Source organism: Streptomyces sp. NPDC044063, from assembly GCF_056434285.1.
The window spans coordinates 308,481-334,108 of the sequence record NZ_JBWKFM010000004.1 but is presented as its reverse complement, the minus strand read 5'-3'; the positions used below and the strand labels follow the sequence as shown (position 1 = coordinate 334,108).

At 74.8% G+C, this 25,628-nt stretch carries 21 protein-coding genes and 1 pseudogene; 10 read left to right on the top strand and 12 right to left on the bottom strand.

The window, feature by feature from the left end:
* Window positions 1-351 (top strand): response regulator transcription factor (locus AC07BS_RS08270; protein WP_478931005.1); only part of this gene is annotated, 351 nt, incomplete at its 5' end.
* 39 nt (window positions 352-390) lie between these two features.
* Here AC07BS_RS08270 and AC07BS_RS08265 read toward each other — a convergent pair.
* From AC07BS_RS08265 to AC07BS_RS08245, 5 genes and pseudogenes are all read right to left on the bottom strand, one after another.
* Window positions 391-1,047: pseudogene (locus AC07BS_RS08265) on the bottom strand (phosphatase PAP2 family protein); the annotation flags it as partial.
* 98 nt (window positions 1,048-1,145) lie between these two features.
* A complete protein-coding gene (locus AC07BS_RS08260; RefSeq protein ID WP_478930980.1) occupies window positions 1,146-1,760 on the bottom strand; it encodes a hypothetical protein in 615 nt (204 codons plus the stop codon).
* A gap of 124 nt (window positions 1,761-1,884) precedes the next feature.
* Window positions 1,885-3,915: an RICIN domain-containing protein gene (locus AC07BS_RS08255; RefSeq protein WP_478643927.1), complete on the bottom strand. Its 2,031-nt coding sequence runs from the start codon at window positions 3,913-3,915 to the stop codon at window positions 1,885-1,887.
* A gap of 186 nt (window positions 3,916-4,101) precedes the next feature.
* Window positions 4,102-5,751, bottom strand: a complete 1,650-nt coding sequence (locus AC07BS_RS08250; protein ID WP_478930978.1) for an RNA polymerase sigma factor — start codon at window positions 5,749-5,751, stop codon at window positions 4,102-4,104.
* A gap of 189 nt (window positions 5,752-5,940) precedes the next feature.
* Window positions 5,941-8,175: a HelD family protein gene (locus tag AC07BS_RS08245; RefSeq protein WP_478930976.1), complete on the bottom strand. Its 2,235-nt coding sequence runs from the start codon at window positions 8,173-8,175 to the stop codon at window positions 5,941-5,943.
* A 252-nt stretch (window positions 8,176-8,427) separates the two neighbouring features.
* On the opposite strand from AC07BS_RS08245, the gene AC07BS_RS08240 reads away from it, so the two are divergent.
* Window positions 8,428-9,582, top strand: coding sequence for an alpha/beta hydrolase family protein (locus AC07BS_RS08240; protein ID WP_478930974.1), 1,155 nt, complete (start codon window positions 8,428-8,430; stop codon window positions 9,580-9,582).
* A gap of 135 nt (window positions 9,583-9,717) precedes the next feature.
* Here the strand turns inward: AC07BS_RS08240 and AC07BS_RS08235 are convergent, their stop codons facing one another.
* Window positions 9,718-11,205 carry an amino acid permease gene (locus tag AC07BS_RS08235; RefSeq protein ID WP_478643931.1) on the bottom strand — a complete coding sequence of 496 codons (1,488 nt, stop codon included), beginning with the start codon at window positions 11,203-11,205 and terminating at the stop codon, window positions 9,718-9,720.
* Between the two features lie 416 nt (window positions 11,206-11,621).
* Complete coding sequence (locus tag AC07BS_RS08230) at window positions 11,622-12,806, bottom strand: L,D-transpeptidase family protein (protein WP_478643934.1); 1,185 nt, start codon at window positions 12,804-12,806, stop codon at window positions 11,622-11,624.
* 214 nt (window positions 12,807-13,020) lie between these two features.
* Here AC07BS_RS08230 and AC07BS_RS08225 point away from each other — a divergent pair, with 214 nt between their 5' ends.
* The 3 genes from AC07BS_RS08225 (at window position 13,021) to lepB (ending at window position 15,001) form a co-directional block, all read left to right on the top strand.
* Window positions 13,021-13,332 (top strand): DUF937 domain-containing protein, encoded by a 312-nt coding sequence (locus AC07BS_RS08225; RefSeq protein ID WP_478930971.1) that lies wholly within the window; start codon window positions 13,021-13,023, stop codon window positions 13,330-13,332.
* A 69-nt stretch (window positions 13,333-13,401) separates the two neighbouring features.
* Entirely contained in the window at window positions 13,402-13,983 is a 582-nt protein-coding gene (locus tag AC07BS_RS08220) for a hypothetical protein (protein ID WP_478930969.1), read from the top strand.
* Window positions 13,984-14,155: 172 nt separating this feature from the next.
* Window positions 14,156-15,001: a signal peptidase I gene (lepB, locus tag AC07BS_RS08215; RefSeq protein WP_478643941.1), complete on the top strand. Its 846-nt coding sequence runs from the start codon at window positions 14,156-14,158 to the stop codon at window positions 14,999-15,001.
* A 64-nt stretch (window positions 15,002-15,065) separates the two neighbouring features.
* On the opposite strand, the gene AC07BS_RS08210 is transcribed toward lepB, so the two are convergent.
* Window positions 15,066-15,815, bottom strand: a complete 750-nt coding sequence (locus AC07BS_RS08210) for a lysophospholipid acyltransferase family protein (protein ID WP_478643943.1) — start codon at window positions 15,813-15,815, stop codon at window positions 15,066-15,068.
* An 82-nt stretch (window positions 15,816-15,897) separates the two neighbouring features.
* Window positions 15,898-18,246, bottom strand: a complete 2,349-nt coding sequence (locus tag AC07BS_RS08205) for an MMPL family transporter (RefSeq protein WP_478931003.1) — start codon at window positions 18,244-18,246, stop codon at window positions 15,898-15,900.
* Window positions 18,247-18,434: 188 nt separating this feature from the next.
* Between AC07BS_RS08205 and AC07BS_RS08200 the strand changes: the two genes are divergently transcribed.
* On the top strand, window positions 18,435-18,830 hold the full coding sequence (locus tag AC07BS_RS08200) for a rodlin (RefSeq protein ID WP_478643948.1): 396 nt from the start codon (window positions 18,435-18,437) through the stop codon (window positions 18,828-18,830).
* A 72-nt stretch (window positions 18,831-18,902) separates the two neighbouring features.
* Here the strand turns inward: AC07BS_RS08200 and AC07BS_RS08195 are convergent, their stop codons facing one another.
* On the bottom strand, window positions 18,903-19,700 hold the full coding sequence (locus AC07BS_RS08195; RefSeq protein ID WP_478643951.1) for a VOC family protein: 798 nt from the start codon (window positions 19,698-19,700) through the stop codon (window positions 18,903-18,905).
* 189 nt (window positions 19,701-19,889) lie between these two features.
* Here AC07BS_RS08195 and AC07BS_RS08190 point away from each other — a divergent pair, with 189 nt between their 5' ends.
* The gene (locus AC07BS_RS08190; protein ID WP_478643954.1) at window positions 19,890-20,078 is read left to right on the top strand and encodes a hypothetical protein; all 189 of its coding nucleotides are present in this window, start codon (window positions 19,890-19,892) and stop codon (window positions 20,076-20,078) included.
* 29 nt (window positions 20,079-20,107) lie between these two features.
* Here the strand turns inward: AC07BS_RS08190 and AC07BS_RS08185 are convergent, their stop codons facing one another.
* Window positions 20,108-20,389: a hypothetical protein gene (locus AC07BS_RS08185; RefSeq protein WP_478643956.1), complete on the bottom strand. Its 282-nt coding sequence runs from the start codon at window positions 20,387-20,389 to the stop codon at window positions 20,108-20,110.
* A gap of 173 nt (window positions 20,390-20,562) precedes the next feature.
* Window positions 20,563-21,156 carry a hypothetical protein gene (locus AC07BS_RS08180; RefSeq protein ID WP_478643957.1) on the bottom strand — a complete coding sequence of 198 codons (594 nt, stop codon included), beginning with the start codon at window positions 21,154-21,156 and terminating at the stop codon, window positions 20,563-20,565.
* 396 nt (window positions 21,157-21,552) lie between these two features.
* Here AC07BS_RS08180 and AC07BS_RS08175 point away from each other — a divergent pair, with 396 nt between their 5' ends.
* From AC07BS_RS08175 to AC07BS_RS08165, 3 genes are all read left to right on the top strand, one after another.
* The gene (locus AC07BS_RS08175; RefSeq protein WP_478930964.1) at window positions 21,553-23,601 is read left to right on the top strand and encodes an MMPL family transporter; all 2,049 of its coding nucleotides are present in this window, start codon (window positions 21,553-21,555) and stop codon (window positions 23,599-23,601) included.
* Window positions 23,598-24,197 (top strand): hypothetical protein, encoded by a 600-nt coding sequence (locus tag AC07BS_RS08170; protein WP_478930962.1) that lies wholly within the window; start codon window positions 23,598-23,600, stop codon window positions 24,195-24,197. The genes AC07BS_RS08175 and AC07BS_RS08170 overlap by 4 nt, the downstream gene beginning before the upstream one ends.
* A 176-nt stretch (window positions 24,198-24,373) precedes the next feature.
* Window positions 24,374-25,627 carry an aldehyde dehydrogenase family protein gene (locus AC07BS_RS08165; RefSeq protein ID WP_478930960.1) on the top strand — a complete coding sequence of 418 codons (1,254 nt, stop codon included), beginning with the start codon at window positions 24,374-24,376 and terminating at the stop codon, window positions 25,625-25,627.
* The last annotated feature ends 1 nt before the right edge of the window (window position 25,628 follow it).

The window sequence follows — 25,628 nt, the reverse complement described above, 5'->3', positions numbered from 1 at the left end:
AGGGAAGTATTACGCAGGTGGGCGGGAGGCGCCTTCTGGCTCCCCCGGGTGTCGCCCCCCGGGGTGTCCACCCCCCTCGCGGCCCCGGGGGCCCCCCCCCCCCCCGCCCGGCGCGCCTCGGCCCGGGACCGCGTCGCCGCCCTCACCGCCCGCGAACGCGAGGTGCTCTCCCATCTGGGAGCGGGGCTGTCCAACGGTCAGATCGCCCGGCGGCTGCACGTGGTGGAAGGGACCGTCAAGGCGCATGTGAGCTCCATCCTGGCCCGGCTGGGCGTGGAGAACCGGGCCGCCGCGGCCGTCGTGGCCCACGAGGCCGGCGTCCAGCCACCGCCGGGTCCAGCGGTTCCGTGACACGGTCCGGACGGCGAGCGGCCGCAGCGCCAGCATCGCGGCGCACGCCACCGCCGCGCCCAGCAAGGCGCCGGCCAGCACGTCGTGCGGGTAGTGGACGCCGACGGCCACCCGCAGCAGCGCGGCGAGCACCCCCACGGGCAGGACCACGGCGGCGAGCCGCGGCCGCACCACGGCCAGGGCGACGGCGAGCGCCGCGGCCAGGGTGGAGTGGTTGCTGGGGAAGGACCAGTCGCCCGGTTCCGGGCACGGGTCGACGGTGGTGACGCCGCTCAGCGCGCGGCAGGGACGTTCCTCGTCCAGCACCGTCTTCAGCGCCTCGCTCACGGCGTACGCGGCCACGGTGGCGACGCCCGCCAGCAGCACCCCGGCGAGGGCGGGCACGTCGCGGCGGCGCAGGGCGCGCCACCCGGTCCATACGAGCAACAGCCCCAGGACCACCAGGGTCCCCTCGGTGGCCGCGGCGAGCAGCGTGCCCGTCCAGGCGGGCGCGTCCGCCGCCGCTCCGGCCAGCGACCGGTAGGCGGAGACGGACGGCCCGTCGGTGACCCGCGCGGCGCCCGAGGCGTCCGGGGCGCCGGGGGCCAGCCAGGCGAGCGCCCCGGCGACGGCCGCCAGCACCACGGCGGCGGCCACCGGTCGCGCCCCGGGGGTCCGTGCGTGACCGGCGTGTTCTCGTTGCGTTCTGCGTTCCATGCCGCCGAACCTACGGACGGCGCGCCGCCCGCACCCGACCCGAACGGCAGGGTCCGACCCTGACGATCGTCAGGGGTGTCGCCGCGACGGCCGGCGTGTCAGGCGCGCTTCCGCGCGCGCCGGGAGCGCAGCACGAGCGCGCCGGCGGTCAGGACGGCGGCGACCACGGCGGCGGCGACCACCGCCTTCGCGACGACGCCCTTGCCCTCGTCATCGCCGTCGTCGGCGGCCTCCCGGTGGTCCTCGCCCGCGGCGGCGGCCGGTCGCCCGGACGGCTCGGCGGTGTCGCGCGCGGGACCCCGCGACGCCGAGGGGGCGGGGTCGCCGGGGGCGAGGGCCGGCACGTTCACGGTGGCCTCGCCGTGGCCGAGGTCGGGGAAGCCGCAGTGGACGGTGATCTTCCAGGTGCCCGGGGTGAGCGTCTCGCGGGTGGTGTACGTGGCCTTGGCTCCCTCGACGCGGACCAGCTGCCACGGCCCGCGCGTGACCCCGTTCGGGTCCTGGGCCGTCAGGGTGCCCGCGACGGGCTCGTCCACCGGGTCGTCGTCGTTGTCCCAGATGGCGACGGCGTGGACGTGGCCGTCGGGCCGGTCGCCGGAGACGGTGAAGTGGATGGTGTCGCCGTGCGCGGCGGCCGGGCCGGCGGTGACCGGGACCGCCAGGGCGGCGAGCAGGACGGCGGCCGGGGCGAGGGCTGCGGGGCGGCGGGTCATGGGGATCTCCTCGTGGGGGCGGCTGACGACGCGGAAGGAAAAGGGGAAGGGGCCGGCGACCGCGGTGGGGGGTGGGGGTGTCGGGTCGCGGTCGCCGGCCGGTTCTGGGGTGGGCGTCAGCCCGTCAGGACGCCTTGGTCAGCGTCCAGTTCTGGTAGCCCTCCTGGTTCGGCTGCTGGAGCTCGAGCAGCCAACCGCCGTAGTACCAGCGCTTGCTGATGCCCAGCACCAGCGAGGAGCCCTGCGGCCGCAGGACGGTGGAGCCGTCGCCGTTCTCCTTCAGCGTCCACTTCTGCGCCGCGGAGGCGCCGCACGGCTGCTGGGCGACGTACTGGCCGGCCACCGCACGTCCGTCGGTGCCGGGCTGGAGGCACTTGCCGGTCTGGCCGTTCTTCAGGCGCACCGCGCCGCCGCCCGCGTCCTCCAGCGTCCAGCGCTGGTTGGCGTAGCCGTGCCGCTGGTAGGCGATGGCGACGGTGCCGTTGGCGGTGGAGCCGCCCCACAGGTCGGCCGCCTGCCCGGTGAGGCTGTTGAGCAGCAGGAACGTACCGCCCGGCTTGGTCGGGCCCTTGCCCGCGGGCAGGGTGCGGAAGGAGGCGGTGCGGCCGGGCGCGGAGACCTTGCCGTCGGTGCCGCGCGCGGCGACGGCGACCTTGTAGGCCGTGTCGGGGGTGAGGCGCACGAGGCGGACGGAGGTGTCCTTGACGTCGGCGTACTTCTTGCCGTTGAGCAGCAGGTCGTAGCCGGCCGCCTGGTCCGCCTTGGGCCAGCTGACCAGGGCCGAGTCCGGGGCGATCTGGGTGACCTGCGCCGCGGGGCCGGTGGCCGGGCCGGTGGTGGGGGTCCCGGTGGGGTTCGGGGTGGGGGTGGGGCTGGGGTTCGGGTCGGTGGTGCCGCCGCCACCCGCGATCAGGAAGCGGTTGTTGGCGATGTTCCAGTGCGTGGCGAGGTAGCTGCCCGGCTTCGGATTGGTGTGGAAGTAGTCGTCGTGGCCGCAGTCCAGACGGTCGTCGTTGGCGCGGTCGGGGCAGATGGTCTGCATCTTCGGGTAGTACGGCGCGTCCGAGTAGCACATGATGTCCCACTCGTCGACGCAGTGCGCGGCCTTGCTGGTGTGCGGGGCGCTGTTGTTGACGGCGCCGAGGTTGTGGCCGAGCTCGTGGGCCGGCGTGCTGCCGCCCCAGCAACCGGTGTCCGTACGACCGTAGGAGGGGCCGAAGTTGCTCAGGTTGTCCGCGCCGGGGCGCTCGTCGCCGTTGAACGTGCCGATGCCGCAGTAGACCTGGGCGTCGGCGAAGATCATGTACTTCCGGTCACGGCGGTTGAAGCCCTTGCCGGACAAGGCGTTGTTCATGGCGCCGAACTCGGAGAGGGCGCTGTCGGGCACCTCGACGTTCAGCACGGACGGGCTGCAGTCGGCCTCCGTGACGTAGCGGACGTGCCGCTCGCCGCCGGTCTCCTTGGCGCTCGCGTTGTAGATGACGTCGGTCTCGGCGGCCCACTGCTTGAACGAGGCGGCGTACTGCCCGAACCGGTCACGGCCGGGGGCGTGGACGTAGAGCACCTGGACCCGGTTGCCGGCGGAGCCGTCGCCCTCGCAGACGGTACGGGCGCCACCGGGGGCCTGCGGGCCGGCCGTGGCCGGGCCGGCGGCGGCGACGCTGCCGGTACGGGCGTCGAGCGCGGTCGCCGAGCCGCGCAGGGCCTCGCCGGCCGCGGGGGCCTCCTTGCCGTCACCGGTCAGCTCGGGCTTGGACTCGGCCTTGGCGACGGGCGGGGTGTCCTTGGTGATGTCGATGCCCTTGGGGGGCGCGTCCGGCCCGTGGGTGCACAGCCGGGCGTCGGAGACCCGGTAGACACCGACGCACGGGTCGCCCTTGGGGGCGGGGTCGAGGCCCTTGTAGACCAGCCCGCGGGCGCTGTCGGCCTTGGGCGCCTCCTTCAGCGGCTTGGGCGGGGTCCGGTGCACCGGCTGCGCGGCGGCGACCTCCTGGGCCCCGGCCCGGGTGTCGTCCGGCGTGGACGCCGACCCGATGCTCATGACGCCGGCGGCGAGGGCGGCGGCGGCCGCCGTGGAGGCCGCCGCCACGGCTATGCGACGCCGGGCCCGGCTCCGCCGGTGCGGGGTGGGTCTTTTACGAGCGTGGTTGCTCATCGTGCAGTCCCATCAGTGGTGGAGGGTCAGTACTGCGTGGGGCCGGTGGCCCCGGGAACCGCCGGGCCCGCCCGTTCGGGGGTGGGGGTTTCGTCCGCGGCGTGCGGGGGCACGGCGCGGCGATCCGGGGCGGGCCCGGCGGTGGCTCAAGGGGTGCGGAGGGGCGGCCCGCGGAGGGGCCGGGCCTCAGCGGACGGTGACCGTGTGCTCCCAGCGCGCGCCGCCGGGGCCGGCGGTGACGCCGACGCGCACGCCGAACTCGGTGCGCGAGCAGTCGCGGACGGCCGCGCGCCCGGCGGGCGTCGTCAGCCAGGCGGACACGATCGCCTCGGCGCCGGGCGGTCCCCCGGCGGGGGTGCCGCCGGTACCGGCCCGTGCGGTGACGACCGCCTCGGCACGGTGCCGCAGGGGGCAGCAGCCGGCCCGGGCCCGCTCGGCGTCGATCAGGCGGGCGACCCGCTCCTCGAGGCCCTCGCCCGGGCGGCCGGCCTCGTCGGCGCGCCCGGTCCGCCGGGACGCCGTCCGGACGGGGGCGGGAGCGGTGGCCGGGGTCCGCGGCGGGGTCGCCGTCGCGTCGGCGGGGGTGGTGGCCGGACGTACGGCCCGGCGGCCGGTGGCGGAGGAGCGGTCGGCGGCCGCGTGGTCGTCGTCGCGCGGGGCCCCCGTGGGCATGGTGGGCGCGGGCGGTGCGGACGGCGCGGACGTACGGGGCGCGCCCGGGAGGGTGGTGGCGGTCGCGGTGACGCCGAGGGCCGGGGCGCTCATCTCGCGCGGACCCGACCCGGGACCGGCGGCGAAGGGGTCGCAGCCGGTGAGGATGCCGCCGGTGACGACGGCCAGGGTGGCGACGGCCACGACGGGGCCCGCGACTTTGACGGGCCGGACGGCGGCGGCGTCGCGGGCAGGGTCACCGGCGCCGGCGTCCGTACCGCCCGTGCCGGCGTCCGCCCCCGCGTCCGTCCCCGTGGCCGCGTCCGTGGTGGTCGCGCCCGCGTCCGTTCCCGCGTCCGGCGGGAGCTCGGTGGCGCAGGCGGTGGGGGCGGCGTCCAGGGCCGTGGCGACGCGGTCGGCCAGCCCCGCGGTGACGGGCACCAGGCCGAGGCCGGCGAGCAGTCCCTCGGCCGGGACCAGCACTGAACCGCGGCCACCGCACTCGGCGCACCCGCGGGTGTGGCGGGCGATGCGCTTGCGCCACAGCGGGGAGGGCACCCCGTCCCAGGGCTCGACGAGGGCCGCCAGCTCCCGGCAGCGCGGGACGGCGGACAGGGCCTGGACGACGGTCCGCGCGGTCTCCAGCTGGACCTTGATGCGCTGGACGCGGACGGCGGTGTGCTGGGGCGACAGCTCCAGCGCCGCGGCGACCTCGGCGCGCGTCAGTTCGCCCGTGGCCTCCAGCCACCACAGGGACAGCACGGCCCGCTCGTCCTCGTCCAGCCAGCGGGTGGCCTCGGCGGCCTGCCGGCGCTGGCCCTCCAGGCTGAGGCGGACGATGGTCAGCCCCACGAAGTCGGCATCGGGGTCGTGCACGTCGCCCGCCTCCTGAAGTCCGGTGACGGGCGCGTCCTGGCGCTCGCTGCGCCAGTGACGGCGTATCTGATTGACCGTGATGGCCACGAGCCAGGAACGGAAGCGGCCGGGGTCGCGCAGCCCGTCGAGGCCGCTGACCATGCGGATCATGGTCTCCTGGACCACGTCGTCGACGTCCGCGTGCCCGTTCAGGGCACGGCCGACGATGTTGTAGACCAAGGGGAGGCAGGCCGCGACGAGTTCCTCGCGCGCGGCCTTCTCGCCCGCCTGTGCCGCTTCGACCATGTCGGTCACGTTCGTTTCCGTCACGCTCCGCCACCTCGTTCCTGCCGGGCTCTTCGGCGTCCCGGCATAGAGGGAGACCCGAGGTGGGGGGCCGCATAACAAAAAAGCTGCGATCCGATCGATTTTCCGTTCCGAAGGGCCCGTCGTGGTTTCGACGGGCCCTCGGGCGGACAGAACTGACGAACGGTCTGTCGCGGTGCGGTGCACCGTCCGTCACATCGTCATGAGGCCCTCCAGACCCGCCGGCAGGGGCCCGGTGTGTATCACGCCGAGCCGCTGGGTGGCACGGGTCAGCGCGACGTAGAGGTCGCTCACCCCGAGGTCGTCCGGCTCCGCCACGATCACCGTGTCGAACTCCAGCCCCTTGGCCTGCCGGGGGTCGAGGAGCACCACGGGCCGGGTCAGGTCCGGCGCGGGGCCGGCGGACGCCTCCGGGAGGGCGGCGCGCAGGGCCGCGTGGTGGCGGCGGTCCGCGACGACGGCCAGCCGTCCCTCCGCGCGCGTCTCGTGGGCGACGGCCTCGGCGACGGCGCCGGGCAGGTCGGCGGTCCGCCGGGCCCAGGGCCGTACGCCGGTGGAGCGGATGGAGGAGGGCGGCGCGAAGGAGGCGTCCGCGGTACGGGCCACGGCCGCCGCGACCTCCATGATCTCGGCCGGGGTGCGGTAGTTGACGCCGAGCCTGACGTGCCGCCAGCGGTCGCCGACGTGGGGCGCGAGGATCGTCTCCCAGGCGCCGCAGCCGCCCGGTTCGGCGGTCTGCGCCGGGTCGCCGACGAGCGTCATCGAGCGGGTGGGGCAGCGGCGCATGAGCAGCCGCCACATCATCGCGGACAGCTCCTGCGCCTCGTCCACGATGATGTGGCCGAAGGCCCAGGTGCGGTCGGCGGCGGCGCGCTCGGCGGCGCTGCGGTGGTCGGCCTCCTCGTGGCGTTCGGCCAGCCGTTCGGCGTCGACGAGGTCGTGGGCGCCCAGCACCTCCGAGTCCTCGTCCTCGCGGTCCTCGAACTCCTGGGTGCGGGAGCCGTAGGAGAGGTCGAGGACGCCCTGCGCGTAGGCGACGCGCCGCAGCCGCTCGGCGTCGGCGGCGGCGCGGGCCGCCGAGTCGTCCTCGCCGAGGAGTTCGGCGGCCTCGTCGAGCAGCGGGACGTCGGCGGGGGTCCAGTCGCCGCCCGTGCGGCGGATGGCGTCCGCGTCGGCGGCGGGGAGGTGGACGGGGTCGGCGAGGAAGTCGGCGACCAGCTCCCGCGGGGTGAGGGAGGGCCACAGCTCGTCGACGGCGGCGCGCACCCCGGGGCTGGCGGCGACGGCCTTGCCGAGCTGGGCGATGTCGTCGGGGCCGAGGAGGTTGGGGCCGCCGTAGGGGTCGGCGCCGAGGCGCTCGGCCAGCTGGGCGGTGAGGGCGTCGATGACGTGGAAGGCGAAGAAGGGGCGGGCGAGGTTGTGCGGCAGCCGGGTCTCGCGGGCGTGCCGGCGGGCCTCCTCGGCCATGGCGGTGTGCAGCCGCAGTTCGCCGTCCTCGTGGTCGATGACGATCTCGGGGTCGGGCAGGGTCTGCCGGTCGCGCACGTGGTGGGCGAGGGCTTCGGCCATGGCGGCGCCGCCCTTGACCGCGGCCGCCCCGGGGGTGTCGGTGCCGTGCGCGGTGACGCCGGGGAAGAGCTCGCCGGGGGTGGTGAGGAGGACGCCCGTCTCCCCGAGCGCGGGCAGGACCTCGGCGATGTAGCCGAGGAAGGCCGGGTTGGGGCCGACGATGAGCACGGCGCGGCGGGCCAGCTGCTCGCGGTGCGCGTAGAGCAGGAAGGCGGCGCGGTGCAGCGCGACGGCGGTCTTCCCGGTGCCGGGACCGCCCTCGACGACGAGGACGCCGTGGTGCGGGGCGCGGATGACACGGTCCTGCTCGGCCTGGATGGTCTGCACGATGTCGTGCATGCGGCCGGTGCGGGCCGAGTCCAGCGCGGCCAGCAGGACGGCGTCGGCGTCCTTGCCCTCGTGGCCGGTGCGTTCGGCGTCGGCGAGGTCGAGGATCTCGTCGTGGAGGGCGGTGACGCGCCCGTGTTCGGTGGTGATGTGGCGCCTGCGGCGCAGCCCCATGGGGGTGTGGCCGGTGGCGAGGTAGAAGGGCCGGGCCACCTCGGCCCGCCAGTCGACGACGAGCGGGGTGCGGTCCGCGTCGTCGCGGCGGATGCCGATCCGCCCGATGTGGTGGTCCCGGCCGTCGCGGAACGCCAGCCGGCCGAAGCACAGGCCGCGCTCCCCCGCCTCGAAGGCGGCCAGCAGGCCGGACCGTTCGGCGACCAGGACGTCGCGTTCCAGGCGTGCCTGGTGGGTGGTGCCGGCGGGGGCCAGGGCGGCCCGGACGGCGTTCTCGGCTCCGGACCGCAGTTCGGCGAGGCGCTGATGGAGCAGGTCGATGAACTCCTGCTCGTGGCGCACGTCCTCGTTTGACAATTCCACTCCCGCCCGGATATGATGGCCTCATAAAGCTTCTCCATGCCCTGAGTTGATGCAGGACATGGAAATCCCCAATATACGCGGTGAAACACCCCGGCCGTCAATCCGGCCGGGGTGTTTCCTGTTGTCCCCGGCCTTTCCCGCGCCCTTTCGCGCGCCGCCCCCTCCGCCGTGCGGAGGAGCGCGGGCCCGCCCTCTCCCTCCCGGGTCGGATGCCCGGCGCCCGCGGCCCCGCCTAGCGTGATCATCATGTTGCGTACGACATCACGCCGTTCCGTCCTGGCCGCCGCGCTCCTGGCGGCCCTCGCCGCTCCCCAGCTCCCGGCCGCCGCGGCCGCGCCGCACCGCGCGACCGCCCCGCCGGAGGTGCCGGCGCATGCGTCGGCGCGGCCGGTCGGCACCCGGACGCTCCACCTGACCGACACCTCGCGGCCGGACCCGTGGAAGCCCGCCGCGGGCCACCGCGAGCTCATGGTCTCGCTGTGGTACCCGGCCGCGACGCGCCACGGCACGCGGGCGCCCTACACCTCGAAGGAGCTGTCGCGGAAGTTCCTCGGCACCGAGCAGCTCGCGGAGGTCCGTACCCGCGCCCTGCTGAACGCCCCGTCGGCCCCCGGCACCCGGCCCCTGGTGGTGCTCTCCCCGGGCATGGGCATGCCGCGCGTCACCCTCACCTCGCTGGGCGAGGACCTGGCGTCCCGCGGCTACGCGGTCGCCGCGGTGGACCACACCTACGAGGCGCCCGTCGAGTTCCCCGGCGGCCGCGTCGAGGACTGCCTGATCTGCGACAAGCCGGCCGCCGGCGACATCATCGGCAACCGGGCCAAGGACATCCGCTTCGTCCTGGACCGGCTGACGGCCCCGGGCGGCGGGCTGAACGTCGACCGCCGGCACATCGGCGTCGCCGGCCACTCGATCGGCGGGGCGAGCGCGGTCCAGGCGCTGCGCGAGGACCCGCGCGTGGCCGCGGCGATCAACATGGACGGCAACTTCTTCGCCGACCGCCCGGCGCCCGCCCCGGCGCGCCCGGTGATGCTCCTCGGCGCGCAGCGCGCGCGGACACCCGAGGCCCGCGCGGACTGGCAGCGCACCTGGGAGGCGCTGCCCGGCTGGAAGCGGTGGCTCGACGTCGCCGACGGCGGTCATCTGACCTTCACCGACCTCCCCTGGATCGTGGAGCGCCAGGGCATGCCCGACCGGCTCCCGCCGGAGCGGATCCCGATGGCCTTCGGCACCCTCCCGGCCGACCGGGCGACCTCGCTCACCCGCGACCACGTGGCCGCGTTCTTCGACCGGCACCTGCGCGGCCGGAGCGGCGCCCTGCTCGACGGCCCGTCGTCGTCCCACCCGGAGGTGGCGTTCCTCGGGCAGGCGGACGGGGAGCGGCGGGGCGGCCGGAAGTAGCGGCACGCCCCACCGGGCGCGTCACCCGTCACGGGGGTGCGGGTGGCGCGAAACGCCGGAGGCGCCCCTCCGCGGCGATTGCCGCGGAGGGGCGCCTCCGTCTTTACGACCGGTTCCGGTCAGCCGTGATGGGGGTTACGACTGCTCGGCACCGGCCCGCTCGAGCTCGGCCTCGCGCTGGACCCGGGCGACGCGGCCGCGCACCAGGAACCAGCCGCCGACCAGGGCCGCCACGATGATGGGCAGGCACATGACGGTGGTGCGGCTGGCGCCCTCGTCGGAGGCCATGATGCCCAGGACACCGGCCAGGAAGACCAGGGTGATGATCTGGGTGTACGGGGCCCAGGGCAGCTTGTAGCCGGGGCGGGTGACCCGGCCCTCCTTGGAGCGCTTCCAGAAGAGCAGGGAGCAGACCATGATCATGCCCCAGGTGCCGATGATGCCGATCGCGGCGAAGTTCAGCACGATCTCGAAGGCGTCCGCCGGGACGACGAAGTTCAGACCGACACCGAGGACACAGAAGAACGCGGTGAGCAGGATGCCGCCGTAGGGCACCTGGCCCTTGTTCATCAGGCCGGTGAACTTCGGCGCGGAGCCGGACATGGCCATCGAGCGCAGGATGCGGCCGGTGGAGTACAGACCCGAGTTCAGGCTGGACAGCGCCGCGGTGAGGACGACGAGGTTCATCACGCCGGCCATGTACGGCACGCCGATCTTGCCCAGGACGGTGACGAACGGGCTCTCGCCGACGATGTAGGAGGTGTACGGCAGCAGCAGCGCCAGCAGGACGACCGAGCCGACGTAGAAGAGGCCCACACGCCACATGATCGAGTTGATCGCCTTCGGCATGATCTTCTCGGGGTTCTCGGTCTCACCCGCGGCGACGCCGCACAGCTCGACGGAGGCGTAGGCGAAGACGACACCCTGGATGACCATCAGCATCGGCACGACACCGGTCGGGAAGATGCCACCGTGGTCGAAGATGTTGTCCAGACCCGGGGTGGTGGTACCCACCTTGTGCTGGCTGGCCAGCAGGAAGATGCCGACGACCATGAAGATGGAGATGGCGGCGACCTTGATGATCGCGAACCAGAACTCCATCTCACCGAAGTACTTCACCGAGATCAGGTTCACGGTGAGGACGACGGCGAGGGCGATCAGGGCGAGCACCCACTGGGGGATGTCGCTGAACATGCTCCAGTAGTGGGTGTACGTGGCGACGGCCGTGATGTCCGCGATGCCGGTCGTGGCCCAGTTCAGGAAGTAGAGCCAGCCCGCGGTGTAGGCGCCCTTCTCCCCCATGAACTCACGGGCGTACGAGACGAACGCACCGGAGGAGGGACGGTAGAGCACCAGCTCGCCGAGCGCACGGACGACGAAGAAGGCGAAGAGCCCGCAAACCGCGTACGCGATGAAGAGGGACGGGCCGGCGTTGTGGAGACGGCCACCGGCGCCGAGGAACAGACCGGTACCGATGGCACCGCCGATCGCGATCATGTTCACGTGGCGGGACTTGAGGTCCTTGCTGTAGCCCGCGTCACCGGCGTCGACGTGTGGGGACGTCGAGGCCGGCGCGGCAGCGCCGGACTGGGGGTCGGCCGCAGTGAGGGTGCGGTCACTCATATATGTCTTCGCCTTCACTGGAGGGGGGAACGCATACCCGGGTTCCGGCTGGCGACGCCGGAGCCCGGGGTTGTTCGGAAGGTGTAGGACCGGCCGCAATCGGTTATCGGACACCGTGGCCCGATCCAGTCCATGCAGTGAATGGTGTGAGGCGCGGCTGTATGACGTCAAGAGTTCACGGAGAGTTGACTTTACGAATTTCATACGCTAGCCGCGCGCTATCGCCCGTATCCCGCCGGAAAAATCCCATGTAACGAAAAGGAGACCGATCCCGGCTATGTGGCGGCCGTAACAGCAGGTCATCGCCGTACGTGACGCGACGATAACCCTGGGGGGTGAATGTCGATGCCACCTATTTTTGGAATAAAAAATCCGCGGGAGAGCCGTCGGCTCTCCCGCGGAAGGGAATCAGATGATCACTTCAGAGCGGTGCGCTTCTGCCACTGCTCCCAGTTCTCCTGCCAGACCTCCAGGCCGTTGCCGACGTCGGTCACCTTGGTGCTGGTGGTGTTCTTGACCTCGACGGTGGAGCCGATGGACAGGAAGTCGTAGGCCCTCTTGGCGTCGGAGGTGGTCATGCCGAAGCAGCCGTGGCTGTTGTTCTCCACGCCGATCGACTTGTTCCACGGCGCGGAGTGGAGGAAGGTGCCGGAGGCGGTGAGGTGGGTGACCCACTTGGAGTCGAGCATCCACTCGTTGCCGTGGCCGATGGTCGCGGAGTCCATCGTCTCGGCGGCGTTCTTGCTGCGGACGGTGTGGATGCCGCCCCGGGTGGGGTCGACGGGCGAGCCGGCGGAGCCCTTGATGGTGCCGACCGGCTTGCCGTCCTCGTACATGGTCAGGGTGTGCGAGGGCACGTCGATGACGGCCTTGTGGTCGGCGCCTATGGTGAAGCCGAAGTCGTAGTTCCGGGCGAACCAGCCGCCCTCACCGGAGTCGACGCCCGTCAGGTTCCCCTTCACCGAGACCTTCGTCCCGGAGGGCCAGTAGGTCTTGGGCCGCCAGTCGACGCGGTCCTGGCCCGACCAGTCCTTCACCCAGCCCCAGGCGCCCTCCACCTTCGGCTGCGTGGTGACCGTCAGGGACTTCTCGATCTCGGCGCGCTTGCCCTTGTCGACGGGGTGGTCGAAGAGGATGGACACCGGCATGCCCGTACCGACGGTCTCCCCGTTGCCCGGGGTGTTGGTGAGCTTGTTGACGCTCGGGGCCTGCGCCGTGGTGAAGCTGGTGGTCGCGGAGGACTCCTTGCCCTTGCCGTCCTTGCCGCCCTTCGCGGTGGTGCGCACCGTGTAGGTGGTCTTCGGCCCGACCTTGCTCTCCGAGGTCCAGGAGGCGCCGTCGCCGGCCATCCGGCCCTCGACCGCGTGGCCCTTGTCGTCCTTGACCTCCACCGCCGTGAGGCGGCCCCCCTCGGCCTTCACCGATATCGGCGCGCCGAGCGCCGCTTCCTTGTCGCCGCCGCCCGGAGTGACGGTGACGCGGGCCTCCGCCCCCGCGTCGGCGCCCGAGCCCCCCGAGCCCCCCGAGCAGGCGGAGAGCACCAGCGAGCCCATGAGCGCGGATGCCAACAGGACGGAACGACGGCCCGATCCGACGTGCACGTTGATCGACCTTTCTTCCCAGTAGCCGGAATGACGCGGCGGGCCGATCCCTGCCGTCCTCCCTGCGGCTGACGGCACCCCCCACCACACCTCTACAGATGATCGGCACGCTTGTGCGGTTGCACGTAGAAAGAAACATTTGTTCAGCCCGGCCGGGCGGCACCAGGGGCTACGTTCCGTACCCGGGCGGTCGCGGCCGCGTAATGTCGTGCGCATGGGAGATGACGCGCTGCGCGATGACGTCCTCGAGGAGCTGGGCGAGGACCGGATCCAGGAACTCGCCGGGGAGCTCGGCACCGACGCCGAGGGGGCCCGGGAGGTCGTGGCCGCCACCGTCGCGGAGCTGCCCGACGACTTCGCCGACCGGCCCGCCGGGCTGATGTCGGGCGTGCTGGAGCGGCTCTCGGCTCCGGTGGCCGAGGCCGTCGCCCGGCGCACGGGGCTGCCCGCCGCCGCCGTCGGCCGGGCCCTGGAGCTGCTGCTCCCGGTGGTCGTGACGACCATCGCCAAGCACCGCGGACGCTGACGCCGCCCGGCGGCGAGCGGGAGGGCCCCCGCGCGCCGCCGCCCGGAGGGGCGGGCGGATCATGGGGGCGTGCGGAGCAGAACAGCAGGTCGCAAGGTATGGACGAGGTCGGCCGTCGCCGCGTCGGTGGCCGGGCTCGTCGTCGAGGTCACGTTCGCGTTGGCGGTCCTCTTCTTCTGGGGCATGACCCACCCCGGCCCCGAGGACGACAGCCCCGCCTTCGCCGTCCTCGCCGCGCCGATCTGGCTGGCGATGCTGGCCGTCGTCGCCCTGGTCCTCACCCTGGCGCTCGTCCTGCCCGCCGCCACCCTCGCCCACCGGGCGGGCGTCCGGTGGCGGGGCGACGACGCCTGGTGGTGGACCCCCGCCGCGGCCGCCGCGGTCTCGGCCGTGGTCGTGGGCGGTACGGGTCTGGCGGCCGCGCTCGGCGGGCACACCGGGGCGCCGGTGGTCTACGGGTGGTGGTGGCTGGCCGTCACCACGCTCGTCGTACCGGCGGGGTTGCTGGCCCGGCTCTCCGCACGCCGGGCGGCCGCGGGGCGACCGGCCTCCCTGGTGCGCCCCGTCCTGTCCATGGGCTGCGGCGGCGTGGCGTCCCTCTCCGTCGCCGTGGCGTTCGTCCTGATCCTGGTGGACGAGGTCACCCGGTGATCACGTACTGGTCCGCATCGGGAAGAATCTCCGTCCCGTGCGGGTGGCGTCGGCGGCCCGTTTCGATCGGTGGGTGCCCGCGGGGCGTACGACCCGGAACTCCCGATCGTTGAGAGAGTGGTGGGTCCGCGCCGGGGACGCGCCGGACCGCGGCACAGACTGAGGAGTACATGTGGGGAATCCAGCACAGACCGACGATCCGGTCGACGCGGGCGGCAGCCCGCCGGCCGACGGGGATCGGCCGGACGGCCCGCGTCAGGGGCGGAACGGCGGGAGGCAGCGCTCCTTCTGGAAGGAGTTCCCCTTCCTCATCGGCATCGCCCTGGTGCTCGCGCTGCTCATCAAGACCTTTCTCGTGCAGGCGTTCTCCATCCCGTCCAACTCGATGCAGAACACGCTGCAGATAGGCGACCGCGTCCTCGTCGACAAGCTGACGCCGTGGTTCGGTTCACAGCCCGAGCGCGGCGAGGTCGTCGTCTTCCGCGACCCCGACGACTGGCTGCGGAACGAGCCGACGCCTGAGGCGAACGCCCTGCAGAAGGCGCTGAGCTTCGTGGGCCTCATGCCGTCCGCCGATGAGAAGGACCTCATCAAGCGGGTCATCGGCGTCGCGGGCGACACGGTCGAGTGTTCGGGCACGGGTCCGGTGAAGGTCAACGGCAAGGCCCTCGACGAGCCCTACGTCTTCGCCGGGAACACCCCGTGCAGCAACGACGACCAGGGCGGCCAGTTCAAGGTGACGGTGCCCAAGGGCAAGATCTGGGTGATGGGCGACCACCGCCAGGACTCGGCCGACTCCCGCTACCACCAGCAGAGCCCGGGCCAGGGCTTCGTGCCCGTCGACAAGGTCGTGGGCCGCGCCGTCGTCGTCGCCTGGCCGCTGAACCGCTGGGACACGCTGCCCGTTCCGGACACGTTCGACCAGCGGGGCCTCTCCGCCGCCGCCGGCGCCGCGCCCGGTGCCCTCGCGCTGACGGCCGTCGCCGTTCCGGCGCTGCTGTGGCGCCGCCGGCGCTAGGACGTGCCGTCCCGGGCGCGCCGTGGGGCACGCCCGGGACGGGCCGGCCGGGATCGACGGCCGGTCAGGCGGCGGCGGGCCGTCCGGCCCGGCGCCCGGCCGGGGCCGGGGTCTCCCGGTCGGCGGGCGGCGGCGCCAGGCGCAGAGCGGCCCGGGCCTCCGTCGCGTACGTGTCGACGTACTCCTGCTCGGACAGCTTGAGGATGGCGTACATGATCTCGTCGGTGACCGCGCGCAGCACGGCGCGGTGGTCCTCCATCCCCGCGTAGCGGGAGAAGTCGAGCGGCTCCCCGAAGCGGATGGTGATGGGCACCAGACGCGGCAGCCGACGGCCCGTCGGCTGGGCCTCGAACGTCCCGATCATGGCGCAGGGGATCACCGGGGCCCCCGACTTGAGCGCCATGGCGGCGACGCCGACCTTCCCCTTGTACAGCCGGCCGTCGTGCGACCGCGTCCCCTCGGGGTAGATGCCGAGCAGCTCGCCCCGCCGCAGCACGCCCAGCGCCGTGTCGACCGCCGCCTGCGCCGCCTCCTTGCCCGACCGGTCCACCGGGATGCCGCCGATGCCCCGGAAGAAGGCCGCGGTCAGCCGCCCCTTGAGGCCCGTGCCGGTGAAGTACTCCATCTTGGCGAGGAAGGTGATCCGGCGCTTCACCATCACCGGCATCATGAAGTGGTCGGAGAACGACAGGTGGTTCCCCGCGATGATGGCGGCGCCGGATCGCGGCAGGTGCTCCATCCCCTCGACCTTGGGCCGGAAGACCCACCTCAGCAGTGGTACGAGCACCATGGTCTTGAAGGCGTAGTAGAACATTGTTCGGTAAGCCCCTTGTCCGAGCGACCTGTCCCCCGCGACGGGGCACGCTAGCCGGACGCCGGGATCACCGGGAGAGTGTCTATTCGGCCACACCGCGTGACCGTGCCGCCGGCCACCAGTTGGCCCTGCCGGCCAGCGCCATCACCGCGGGGACGAGCAGGGCGCGCACCAGCGTGCAGTCGATGAGCACGGCCACCGCCAGCCCGAAGCCGATGAGCTGAAGCATGATCAGGTCGCAGGCGGCCAGCGAGGCCATGACCACGGCGAAGACCAGCGCGGCGGACGTGAACAACCGTCCCGTGCGTTGCAGGCCGACGGCGACGGCCAGGGTGGTGGGCGTGCCGCGGCGGTGCTCCTCGAGGATGCGCGAGAGCAGGAAGACCTCGTAGTCCATGGAGAGGCCGAAGGCCGTGCAGAACATCACGGCCGGGATGATCACATCGGTGGTGGCCGGGCCGTGGAGATGGCCGAGCAGCGACTCCAGGCGACCCTGCTGGAAGACGGCGACGACGATCCCGAACGTCGCGGCGAGGCTGAGGGCGTTCAGCAGCACCGCCTTGACCGGGACCAGCAGGCTGCGCGTGTAGAGGAAGAGAAGGAGGAGCGTGGCGGCCACGGTCAGCAGCACGGCCAGCGGCAGCCGGCCGGTGAGCGCCTTCTCGGTGTCGGTCAGCCGGGCCCCGGGCCCGCCCACCAGGGCGGCCGCGGGGGCGGGTTCCCGCCGCAGCCGCTCGGTCAGCAGCCGGCCGTCCGGGGAGAGCGGGGAATCGGTGGTGGGGGTGACGTCGAGCCAGGTCCCGGCGGGGCCGGTGAAGCCGGCCGCCCAGGGGCCGGCGGCCGCGGTGCGCCGGCCGTCGCGGTAGACGCCGGTCACAGCCCGCACCTGACGGACGCCGGGCAGCCGGGAGAGGCGGGCGGCGTACGCGTGCACCCGGGAGGAGGCGGCGGCTCCGGCGGCCGCGGCGTCGGCCGGGGGCTTGGAGTCGCCGGATCCGGTGGGCTCCCCGGACCCCCCGGGCCCGGACCCCTCGGACTCCGTGGAGCCCCCGGAGGCCTTACGATCCCCGGAGGCCTTACGATCCCCGGGCGCCGCCGCCGGAGGCGCCACGTGGACGTCCGGGAGCACGACCGTCGCCGCGGCCCCGTCCCCGGCCGCGAAGTCCTGGCGCAGGCGCTGGGAGGCCTGCGCCACGGGCGAGGAGGCGGGCAGGACACGGTCGTCGTACATGCCGAAGCGGGCGCCGAGGCCGGGGGCGGCCAGCAGACCGAGCAGCAGCAGGGTGCCGAGCGTCACGGCGACGGGCCGCCGCGTCACCCACACGGCCAGCCGGTACCACCGCCCCTCGGCCACCGGCCGGTCGGCACGGACGCGCCAGCGGGCGAAGAGGTCCCAGGCGTTGACGCGGTCCCCGAGCAGGACGAGCAGCGCGGGCAGGACCAGCAGCGCGGCCGCGGCCGAGCTCAGGGCGACGGCCGCGCCGCCGAGGGCCAGGGAGCGGGTCAGGGTCAGCGGGAAGACCATGAGGGTGCCCAGCACCGCCGCGATGGTGGTGGCGGAGAAGGCCACGGCCCGGCCGGCGGTGCGGACGGCGCGTTCGGCCGCCCGTGCGGGCGGGGCGCCGCCGGCGAGTTCCTCGCGGCAGCGGCTGACGATCAGCAGGCTGTAGTCGACGGCCAGCCCGAAGCCGAGGGCGGTGGCGATGTTCAGGACGAACACCGAGACCGTCATCACCTCGCTCAGCGCGCGCAGCAGCGCGGTGGTGGTGACGACGGCGAAGGCGCCCACGGCCACCGGCAGCAGGGCGGCCACCGGGCTGCCGAAGACCCACAGCAGGATGAGCAGGACGAGCGGGGCGACGACGATCTCGGCGATCAGCGCGCCCTTGGTGCTGAGGCGTTCCATCTCGGAGAAAAGGGCGGCCTCCCCGGCGACGGAGACCCGCAGCGGTCCGGCGCGGCCGCTCTCGCGCGCGGCGACGGCGCGGCCGGCGGCCAGGACGGCGCGTTCGCCGCCGTCGAACCGCACGGCGACGACGGCGCCGTGGCCGTCGCGGCTGCGCAGGCCGGGGTTCCGCCGCGGCCAGTAGCCGTGCACCCAGGCGGTGTGCGGGTCGGCGGCGAGGCGCTGGACGAGGGCGCGGCCGGCCCGTTCGGCGGCGGGCGCGTCGACGGGCTCCTTCGACCGGGCGAGCAGCAGCAGGTGGGGCTGCCCGGCGCCGAAGCGGGTGGCCAGGAAGGCGTCGGCCCGGGTGGACTGCGCGTCGGACGGGGTCCAGCCGCCGGGGGCGAGCCGCTCCCCCACCCCGTGCCCGCCGACGGCGGCCGCGAGGGCCACCAGGACCAGCACGGCGAGGAGGCCGGCGGCCCGCCGGCGCGTCCCGAAGGCCGTGTGCGTCCAGGGCGGGCGGCGGGGCCGATGGAGGAGCATCACGGGGTTTCGCCCTTCACCGCGTCGGCGTGCGGATTCTCTTCTTGCTATTAAAAGGCGTAACGACGGAATGACGAGCAGGAAACGTGGGGCGAATGAGTGAGTGTTCGAAACCTCGGCGCACGCCCGGAGTTGATCCTGATGACTACCCGCGACGCGCCGCGTTTATCTGACCTAAGGACACAGACGTGCTCAAGAAAGTTCTCGCCACGGCCGTTCTCGCGGCTTCGACCGTCGGTCTCTCCGGCGGGACGGCGGCGGCGAGCGTCGACGACAGCAGGAACGTCTCCAATGGCAACAACTCGGAGAGCGAATACGGCCGTACCGTCACCGGCGGCGAGCAGAGCCCCCAGATGACGGCCATTCAGGGTTCGCTCAACAAGCTCTGCATCGGCGTGGGCAAGGTGAACCTCCAGGGTCTCCTCGGGGCGGTTCCCATCAACGTCCAGGACGTTCCGGTCCTCACGTCGCAGCAGCAACAGCAGTGCACGGAGAACTCGACGATCAGCGACGGCGACGACCCGCTGTCGCACCTCGTCGACGAGATCCCGGTGGTGTCCGGCAACGGCTCCGGCAACGGCTGAGCTCCGGACGGACGCCGCGCCCCCTTCGCCCCGCGCCGGGTGGAGGGGGCGCGGGTGTGTGCGGCCCCGCGCCTACGGCTCCGGGACCATCCTGGGCAGGTCGCCCTTCTTCGTTCCCATGTCGATGACGGCGAACGGCGCGCCCTGGGGGTCGCTCAGCGCGGCGAACCGTCCGAAGGGGCTGTCCATCGGCCCGAAGTGCAGCTGCCCGCCGCGCTCGATCGCCTTCGCGACGGTGGCGTCGCAGTCGCCCACGGCGAAGAACACCTGGATGAAGGGCGGCACCTCGGGCGGGAAGTCGTCCGTCATCCGCATCCGGCCCAGGACGATGTCGTCCCCGATGCCGTACACCTTGAAGTCGACGGCGTCGTCGTCCATCCGCTTCACCGCGTACGGGAAGACGGCCGGGAAGAAGGAGTCGGACTTGTCGGGGGTGCGGGTGAAGACCTCGGCCCAGCAGTACGCGCCCGGCTCGCCACGCTTCTCGAAGCCCTCGTGGGTGCCCGCCTGCCATACGCCGAAGGTCACCCCGCCCGGGTCCTGCGCGAGCAGCATCGACCCGAACCCGCCCACCGTCATGGGCTGCATGAGGACCTTGCCGCCGTGGTCGCGGATCCTCTCCGCCGTGGCGCCGACGTCCGGCGACGAGAAGTACAGGCACCAGGCCGACTGGCCCTCCTGACCGGGCATCGGGGGGACGACGGCGGCGACGGCCTTGCCGTCCGCGTAGGCCTGTGTGTAGTTGCCGTACTCCGAGGAGCTCTCCCCGAAGGTCCATCCCAGCACGTCGCCGTAGAAGCGCTTCGCGCCCTCCAGATCGGCGAACATCGCGTCGGCCCAGCAGGGCACGCCTTCCGGTGGTGCGGCCATGACGGCGGCCCCTTCCCGTTCGATGGATGATCCGATCATCACGCTAGGCGGACCATCCCGCGGTGGCGCGCACACACGACCGAGGCGACGGTTCTGCTTGCCCCGTACGGGCGACACGGCGCTTGCGGGCCCGGGCACGGGGGCAAGGCACTGATACGTCAAAACCGATGACCGGATAAGAGGTACTTCATGCGCCGTGCCGCCGTCATGACCCTCGGAACCGCCGCCGTGCTCGGTCTGCTGGGCGGGCCGGCCGCCACGACGGAACGGGGCGGCTGCGCACCCGGCGTCCCGGCGGCCCGTACCCCGCGCGACCGGTCCGGGGGCCGGCCCCTCGCCCCCGACGGGGAGGCGAAGGACCGGCGTCTGGGCGCGTAGCGGCACCCGGGCCGGCCGCCGGACGGGCTCTAGCGGGGGTCGTCGCCGCGGATCAGCTCGCGGACCATCCGGCAGGTGACGTCGGAGGGGCGGCGCACCCCGATCTCGACGGCGACGGTCCTTATCCGGCGGTTGCTGGCCGTCCGCGGGCGGTAGACGCCCGAGCGGAGCAGCGCGATGGCCAGGCGCATGGCCTTCAACCGGCGGTTGTGCGACTCGTACCAGTCCCGCGGGCGCCCCGCGGGCAGCCGCTTCCTGGGCAGGGTCGGAAGGGTCGGCAGCTCGGTAAGGGGCGGGGCGGCGACAGCCATCGGCATCCTCCTGACAGGGTGGTGCGCTCTTCCTCGACTCTTCGAGTCTACGGCGAGGCACTGACAATCGGCCCTGGTCAGAACGGTCTTGGGGTCGTTCCGCCGGGCGGCCCGGGAGGGGCTGGGAGGAGGCTGGGAGGAGGCCGGGGGCCGTCGGCTCGGCCGGTGGTGTTTCAGCCGGTGGTGTTGAGGAAGCCGATGCCCGTGGCCCCCCACCAGCCGGCCTGGGAGAGGAGCACGCCCACGCCGCACCGCAGCACCAGGGACCGGGGCGTACGGCCGCCGGACGCGGCGCGGAGGCGCCGGTCGAGGGCCATGGCGTGGACGCCGTTGAGGGCGACCAGCAGGACGAGGACGAGCTTGACCCGGGTGAGCGTGGAGCCGGTGTCGGGGTGGAGGAAGACGCCGCTGGCGGTCAGGCCCATGAGGCCGCCCCAGATGGGCAGGTGCACCGCGCTCGCGGTGGAGAGGACGTCGTCGAGGGTGCGCCGGCCGGTGAGCCACAGCGCGCCGATCCAGTCGACGGTGAGCACCGCGCCGAAGCCGACGAGCAGGCAGGCGAGGTGGAGGAAGAGGGCGACCCGGTGGAGCAGCGGGTCGGCGTGCACATGCGGCGCCGCCCAGACGGCGGCGGCCCAGACGGCGCAGGCGGCGCCGGCCGCGAGCAACTGGACGGCCCCATGGGGCAGCAGGCTCCCCTGATTCCTCGGGGCGGTGAGCCCGGCGGGGGCGGAGGACGGAACGGTGGCGGAGGCGAGGGCGGTCATGGTCCGGTCACCGGGACGCGCGGACGGCGGGCGGCGCGGAGGGAGTGCGCGAGATCCGTGGCGGGACATACGGATATGAGCGTTATGGGATTCATGACGGCACTCACGGCGACTCCAGGTGTTTAGGCGAGGCTTACCTAAGAGGTTGTTCGACCGGATGTCAAACCCGGCCACCGGCCGCCCGCGACCCCTCCGGGCGGGCCCTCGGGCACCCGCCCACCGCGCCACCGCCGGCCCGGCCGACCGCCACCACCCGATCGCCCGGCGGCCCACCGGCAATTGACGTTCCGTCGGCGGTCCATCCAGGTGAGCGCTGGCGCGTCGGACCGGGTCGCGCGCGCCCGCGCCGTATACCCGGGACACGACCCCCGACGCGGACGGGAACGGTGGACGATCATGGTGACGCGGTGGGTGATGTCCCGTCCCCGGCGGGTACTGGCCGGGGCGGTGACGCCGGTCCTGGCCCTGGCGCTGTGGCTCGCGGGGACCGGCCCCGGCCCGGACGCCGGCGGCCGGGCGGCCGCCGGCACCGAGGCCGCCCGGGCCGACGCCGTCCTGGCCGAGCGGTTCGGCGCGGGCCCGCCCCGCCTGGTGCTGCGGGCGGACGCCGCCGGGCCCGCCGCCTCCGCGCCCGTGGCCCGCGCCGGCCTCGCCCTCACGGCCGGTCTCGCCCGCCGGCCGGGCGTACGGCGCGTCCTGACGTACTGGAACACCGGCGCCCCCGAACTGCTCGGCCGCGACGGGCGCAGCGCGCTGCTCGTGGCCGAGCTGGCCGGGGACGACGCGACCGCCGCGCGCACCGCGGCGCGCCTCCTCCCCCGCTTCACCGGCCCTCACGGCCCGCTGCGGGTGACGGCCACCGGCGCCTCCGTCGCCTCAGCGCGGGCCGCCGAGGCCCGCCGGCACGCGCTGCCCCGCGCCGCCGTGCTCGCCGTGGCGGCGACGGCCCTGGTGCTGACCGCCGTGCTCGGCTCCCCGGTGGCCGCGCTGCTCCCGCTGCTGACGGGGCTGTTCGCGGCGCTGGGCGCCCGCGCCCTGGTCGCCGCGCTCGCCGGGGTGGTGCCCGTGCCCGCCCCGGCCGCCGACGCCGCCCTCGCGCTCGGCTTCGGCCTGGCCGCCGCCCATGGCCTGGTCCTCGTCCGCCGCGCCCGCGCCGAGCTCCTGGAGCCGGGCGGTGGGGAACCGGGCGGCGGGGCCCGCGCGGCCGTCCTCGCCGGCGGCGCGGTCGTGGCCGGCCTGGCACCGCTGCTCCTGTTCCCCGACCCGCTCCTCCGCCCACTGGCCCTCGCCGGGCTCGGCGCCGTGCTGTGCGCCGCCCTCGCCGGCGCGGTGGTCCTGCCCGCGCTGCTCGCGGTGGCCGGCCCGTGGACCGCCCGGGGCGACGTGTTCGGCCGGTGGCGCGGGGCGCGGCCCGCCGGGCGGGGCGTGGCGGCGGCCGGGTGCGGCCTGCTGCTCGCCCTCGCCGCGCTGCCGTTCGCGCTCCCCGCCGGTCACCGGACGCCGTCGCCCGGGGGTGCGGACACCGTGGCCGCGGGCGTGGCCCGGGACTTCACCCTGCCCTGGAGCAGGGACGTCGTGGTGGTGCTGCCCGCCACCGACGCCGTCGAGCAGGCGGCCGAGGTGACGGACTACGCGCTCCGCCTATCCGCGCGTACCGATGTCGCCCGGGTGCTGACGGGCCTGGGGACGTACGCCCACGGGCGCGAGGTCGCCGGTCCCACGCCCGCCTCCCTGCCGCGCATCGCCCTGGGCGGCACCTGGCTGGCCGTCACCGGTTCGGGCCCGGCGGCCTCGGACGCGGCGCTCGTACGGACCCTGCGCGCCCTGCCCGCCCCGGGTCCGCGCCTGGTCACCGGCGACGCGGCACGCGCCCTGGACACCGGGGCGGCGACCGCGCGCGCCCTGCCGTTCGCCGCCGCGCTCCTGGCGGGCGGTGCGGCGGCCCTGCTCCTGATGGCCACCCGGTCCGTGACCGCCGCCCTCCGCACCGCCCTGCCGGCCGCGGCGGGCGCGGCCGTCGCGCCGGTGGCGGCGGCCCTCACCCACCCGGACAGCGCCTCGCTCGTGGCGGCGTGCTGCTGCGCCGTCGGGATCGCCCTCGCCCACACGCTGTTCCTCGCCACCCCCTCCCCCGGGGAGCCCGGCGCCGGCCCGGGCCTCGCCCGACGGGCCGTCATGACGGCACCCGGCGTCGCCGCCGTCGTCGTCCTGCCGCTCCTGGCCTCGCGGGTGACGCCCTCGCAGGCGGCCGGCTGCGGCCTCGCGGTCGCCGCGCTGCTGGGCGCCGTGAGCCGAGTGGCGCGGACCGGCCGCCGTACCCCCGCGTCCCTGGCGCACCTGCGGCGCCGCGTGGGGCTGCTGCACACCGTCCTGCGGCCGCCGGCGCCCCCGGGGGCCGTGCCGCCCCAGCAGAAGAAGACCGCGAGGAAGAGGATCCGCACATGACCGCCCACCCGAGCCCCCGCACCGCGGTCCTCCGCGCGGCGGTCGGCGCCCTCCTGCTCGGCGCCCTCACCACGGCGGCCGGCCCCACGGCCCCGCCGGCCACGGCCGTCCCCGCGCACCGGGCGGCGGGTCCGGCCCTGACCTGCGCCCTGGAGATCGCGCCCGCCCGGCCCGTCGCGTTCCGTCCGGGCCTGACCGGCCGCATGCGCCAGGAGACGGTGACCGGCACCGTCCTGCTCGACCGCTGCACCTCGCCCGACGGGAGCCGGCGCGACGTCCGCTCGGGGCGGCTCGTGCTGCGCGGCAGCGCCATGGCCAACTGCCTGACGGCCGACCGGATCGAGGGCTCCGCCACCATCACCTGGTACCACGGCTGGGAGCGGCGCGGCTGGAAGGCCGGCACCTCCCGGCTCCGGCCCGCCGCCCGGGGCGGCGGCTACACCCCGGCCGACGCCTTCCTCAGCGGCACCGTCGTCTCGGGACGCATGGCCCACCGCCATGTGCGCGGCTGGGCGGTGCCCGCCGCCGACGTGACCGGCTGCGCGGTGCGCGGGATGCGGTCGGTCGCGGGGCGGGGCAGCATCTCCTTCCTCTGAGGCCGGCCCGGGAGGCACCGATGGTTCGTCCGGGATTCACCCCAGTGGGGGATATGGATGGGCGGTTCGCCCCTTTCCCCCACGGGCATCCACACCTTCGGCGCCCTCCGGCGCGGAGGGCGGGCCGCCGCCCGGGGAGGAGCGACCGAGACCGTGAGCACGGGCGAACGCCGGCCATGACCGTCCCCGTCCCCACCGCCGCCCGGGCCCTGTCGCGAGCGGCCGAGCTCGGCCTCATCACCACCGACGGCCGGCACCGCGCCCCGGTCCACGACTGGTTCACGGCCCGGCACGTCGCCGACGCGCCGCTGTCGGACGCGGCGGACGTCCACCGGGCCGTACGGCGCGCCCGCGCCGCTCTCGCCCCCGGCCCCGGCGTCGTGCTCGGGCCGGCGCTGCGCTCGCTGCTGCGCGCCGACGCCCCGCGGGTCTGGCCCGTGCTCGCCCAGGCCTGCGGCCTCGGCCCGTACGACACGGCCGCCGAACGCCGGGCCGCCGAGCGGCTGCTGCCGGAGGAGCCCGGCCCCTTCCGGCATCCCCCGTGGCCCTGGCGGCGGGACGCCCCGGCGGCCCCGGAGGCCGCCCGCGCCCCGGCCGTGATGGCCGCCGCGGTCGACACCGCCCGGCCCCTGACCTCGCTCCTGGAGGGCGCCGTGGCCGCCCTGCTGGGCGGGAGCGCCGTGATCAGCTGTGTGGAGCACCACGCCGCGGCCCTGGCCGCCCTGGTGGTCCTGCGGGCCCACGCCGCGGGCCTGCCGCCCGGCCGCTGGCAGCTCCTCGTCCCGGCGCCCGGCCGGGCCCCGGTGCTGCGGGCGCTGCTCGCCGAGCACGCCGACGCCGTGGCCCCGCGGTGCTGCGCGGCCCCGGCCGGGCGCGGAGTGTTCGTGGTGCGGCACGACGGCCGGGTCCGGGCCGCCGCCCGGGCCGCCCTGCGCTCGTGCTTCGCGGTGGCCGGGCGCACCTGCGCCGCCACCCCCGTCGTGGCCGTCCACATCGACCACTGGAGCGACTTCCTGGGGCATCTGGTGCGCCGGGCCGACCGTCTCGGCACCATGGCGCCGGTGTCCTCCACCCCGGCCCCGGACCAGCTGGCGGCGCTGCGGGCCTGGCTGGACGCCACGACGGCCGCCGGCGCGCTCCTGCTGCACCGGGGCACGGCGCCGCAGGGCCCGTTCGTCCTCACCGAGCCGGTCCCGGAGCGGGTCGGCGCCGCGCCCGTGCCGGTGGGCCCGGTGGCCGTGGTCACCCCCTACACCGAGTGGGCGGACGTGCTGCGGCTCGCCGACCGGGCCGGCCGGCGTCACATCGCCGTCTTCACCCGCACCCCGCCGGCCCGGCTGCTGCCGGACCTCGCGCCACTGGCCGGGACGGCGGAGGCCGTGTGCTTCAACACCGTTCCGCGGCCCGGCCCGTCGGACCGTGCGCCATGAG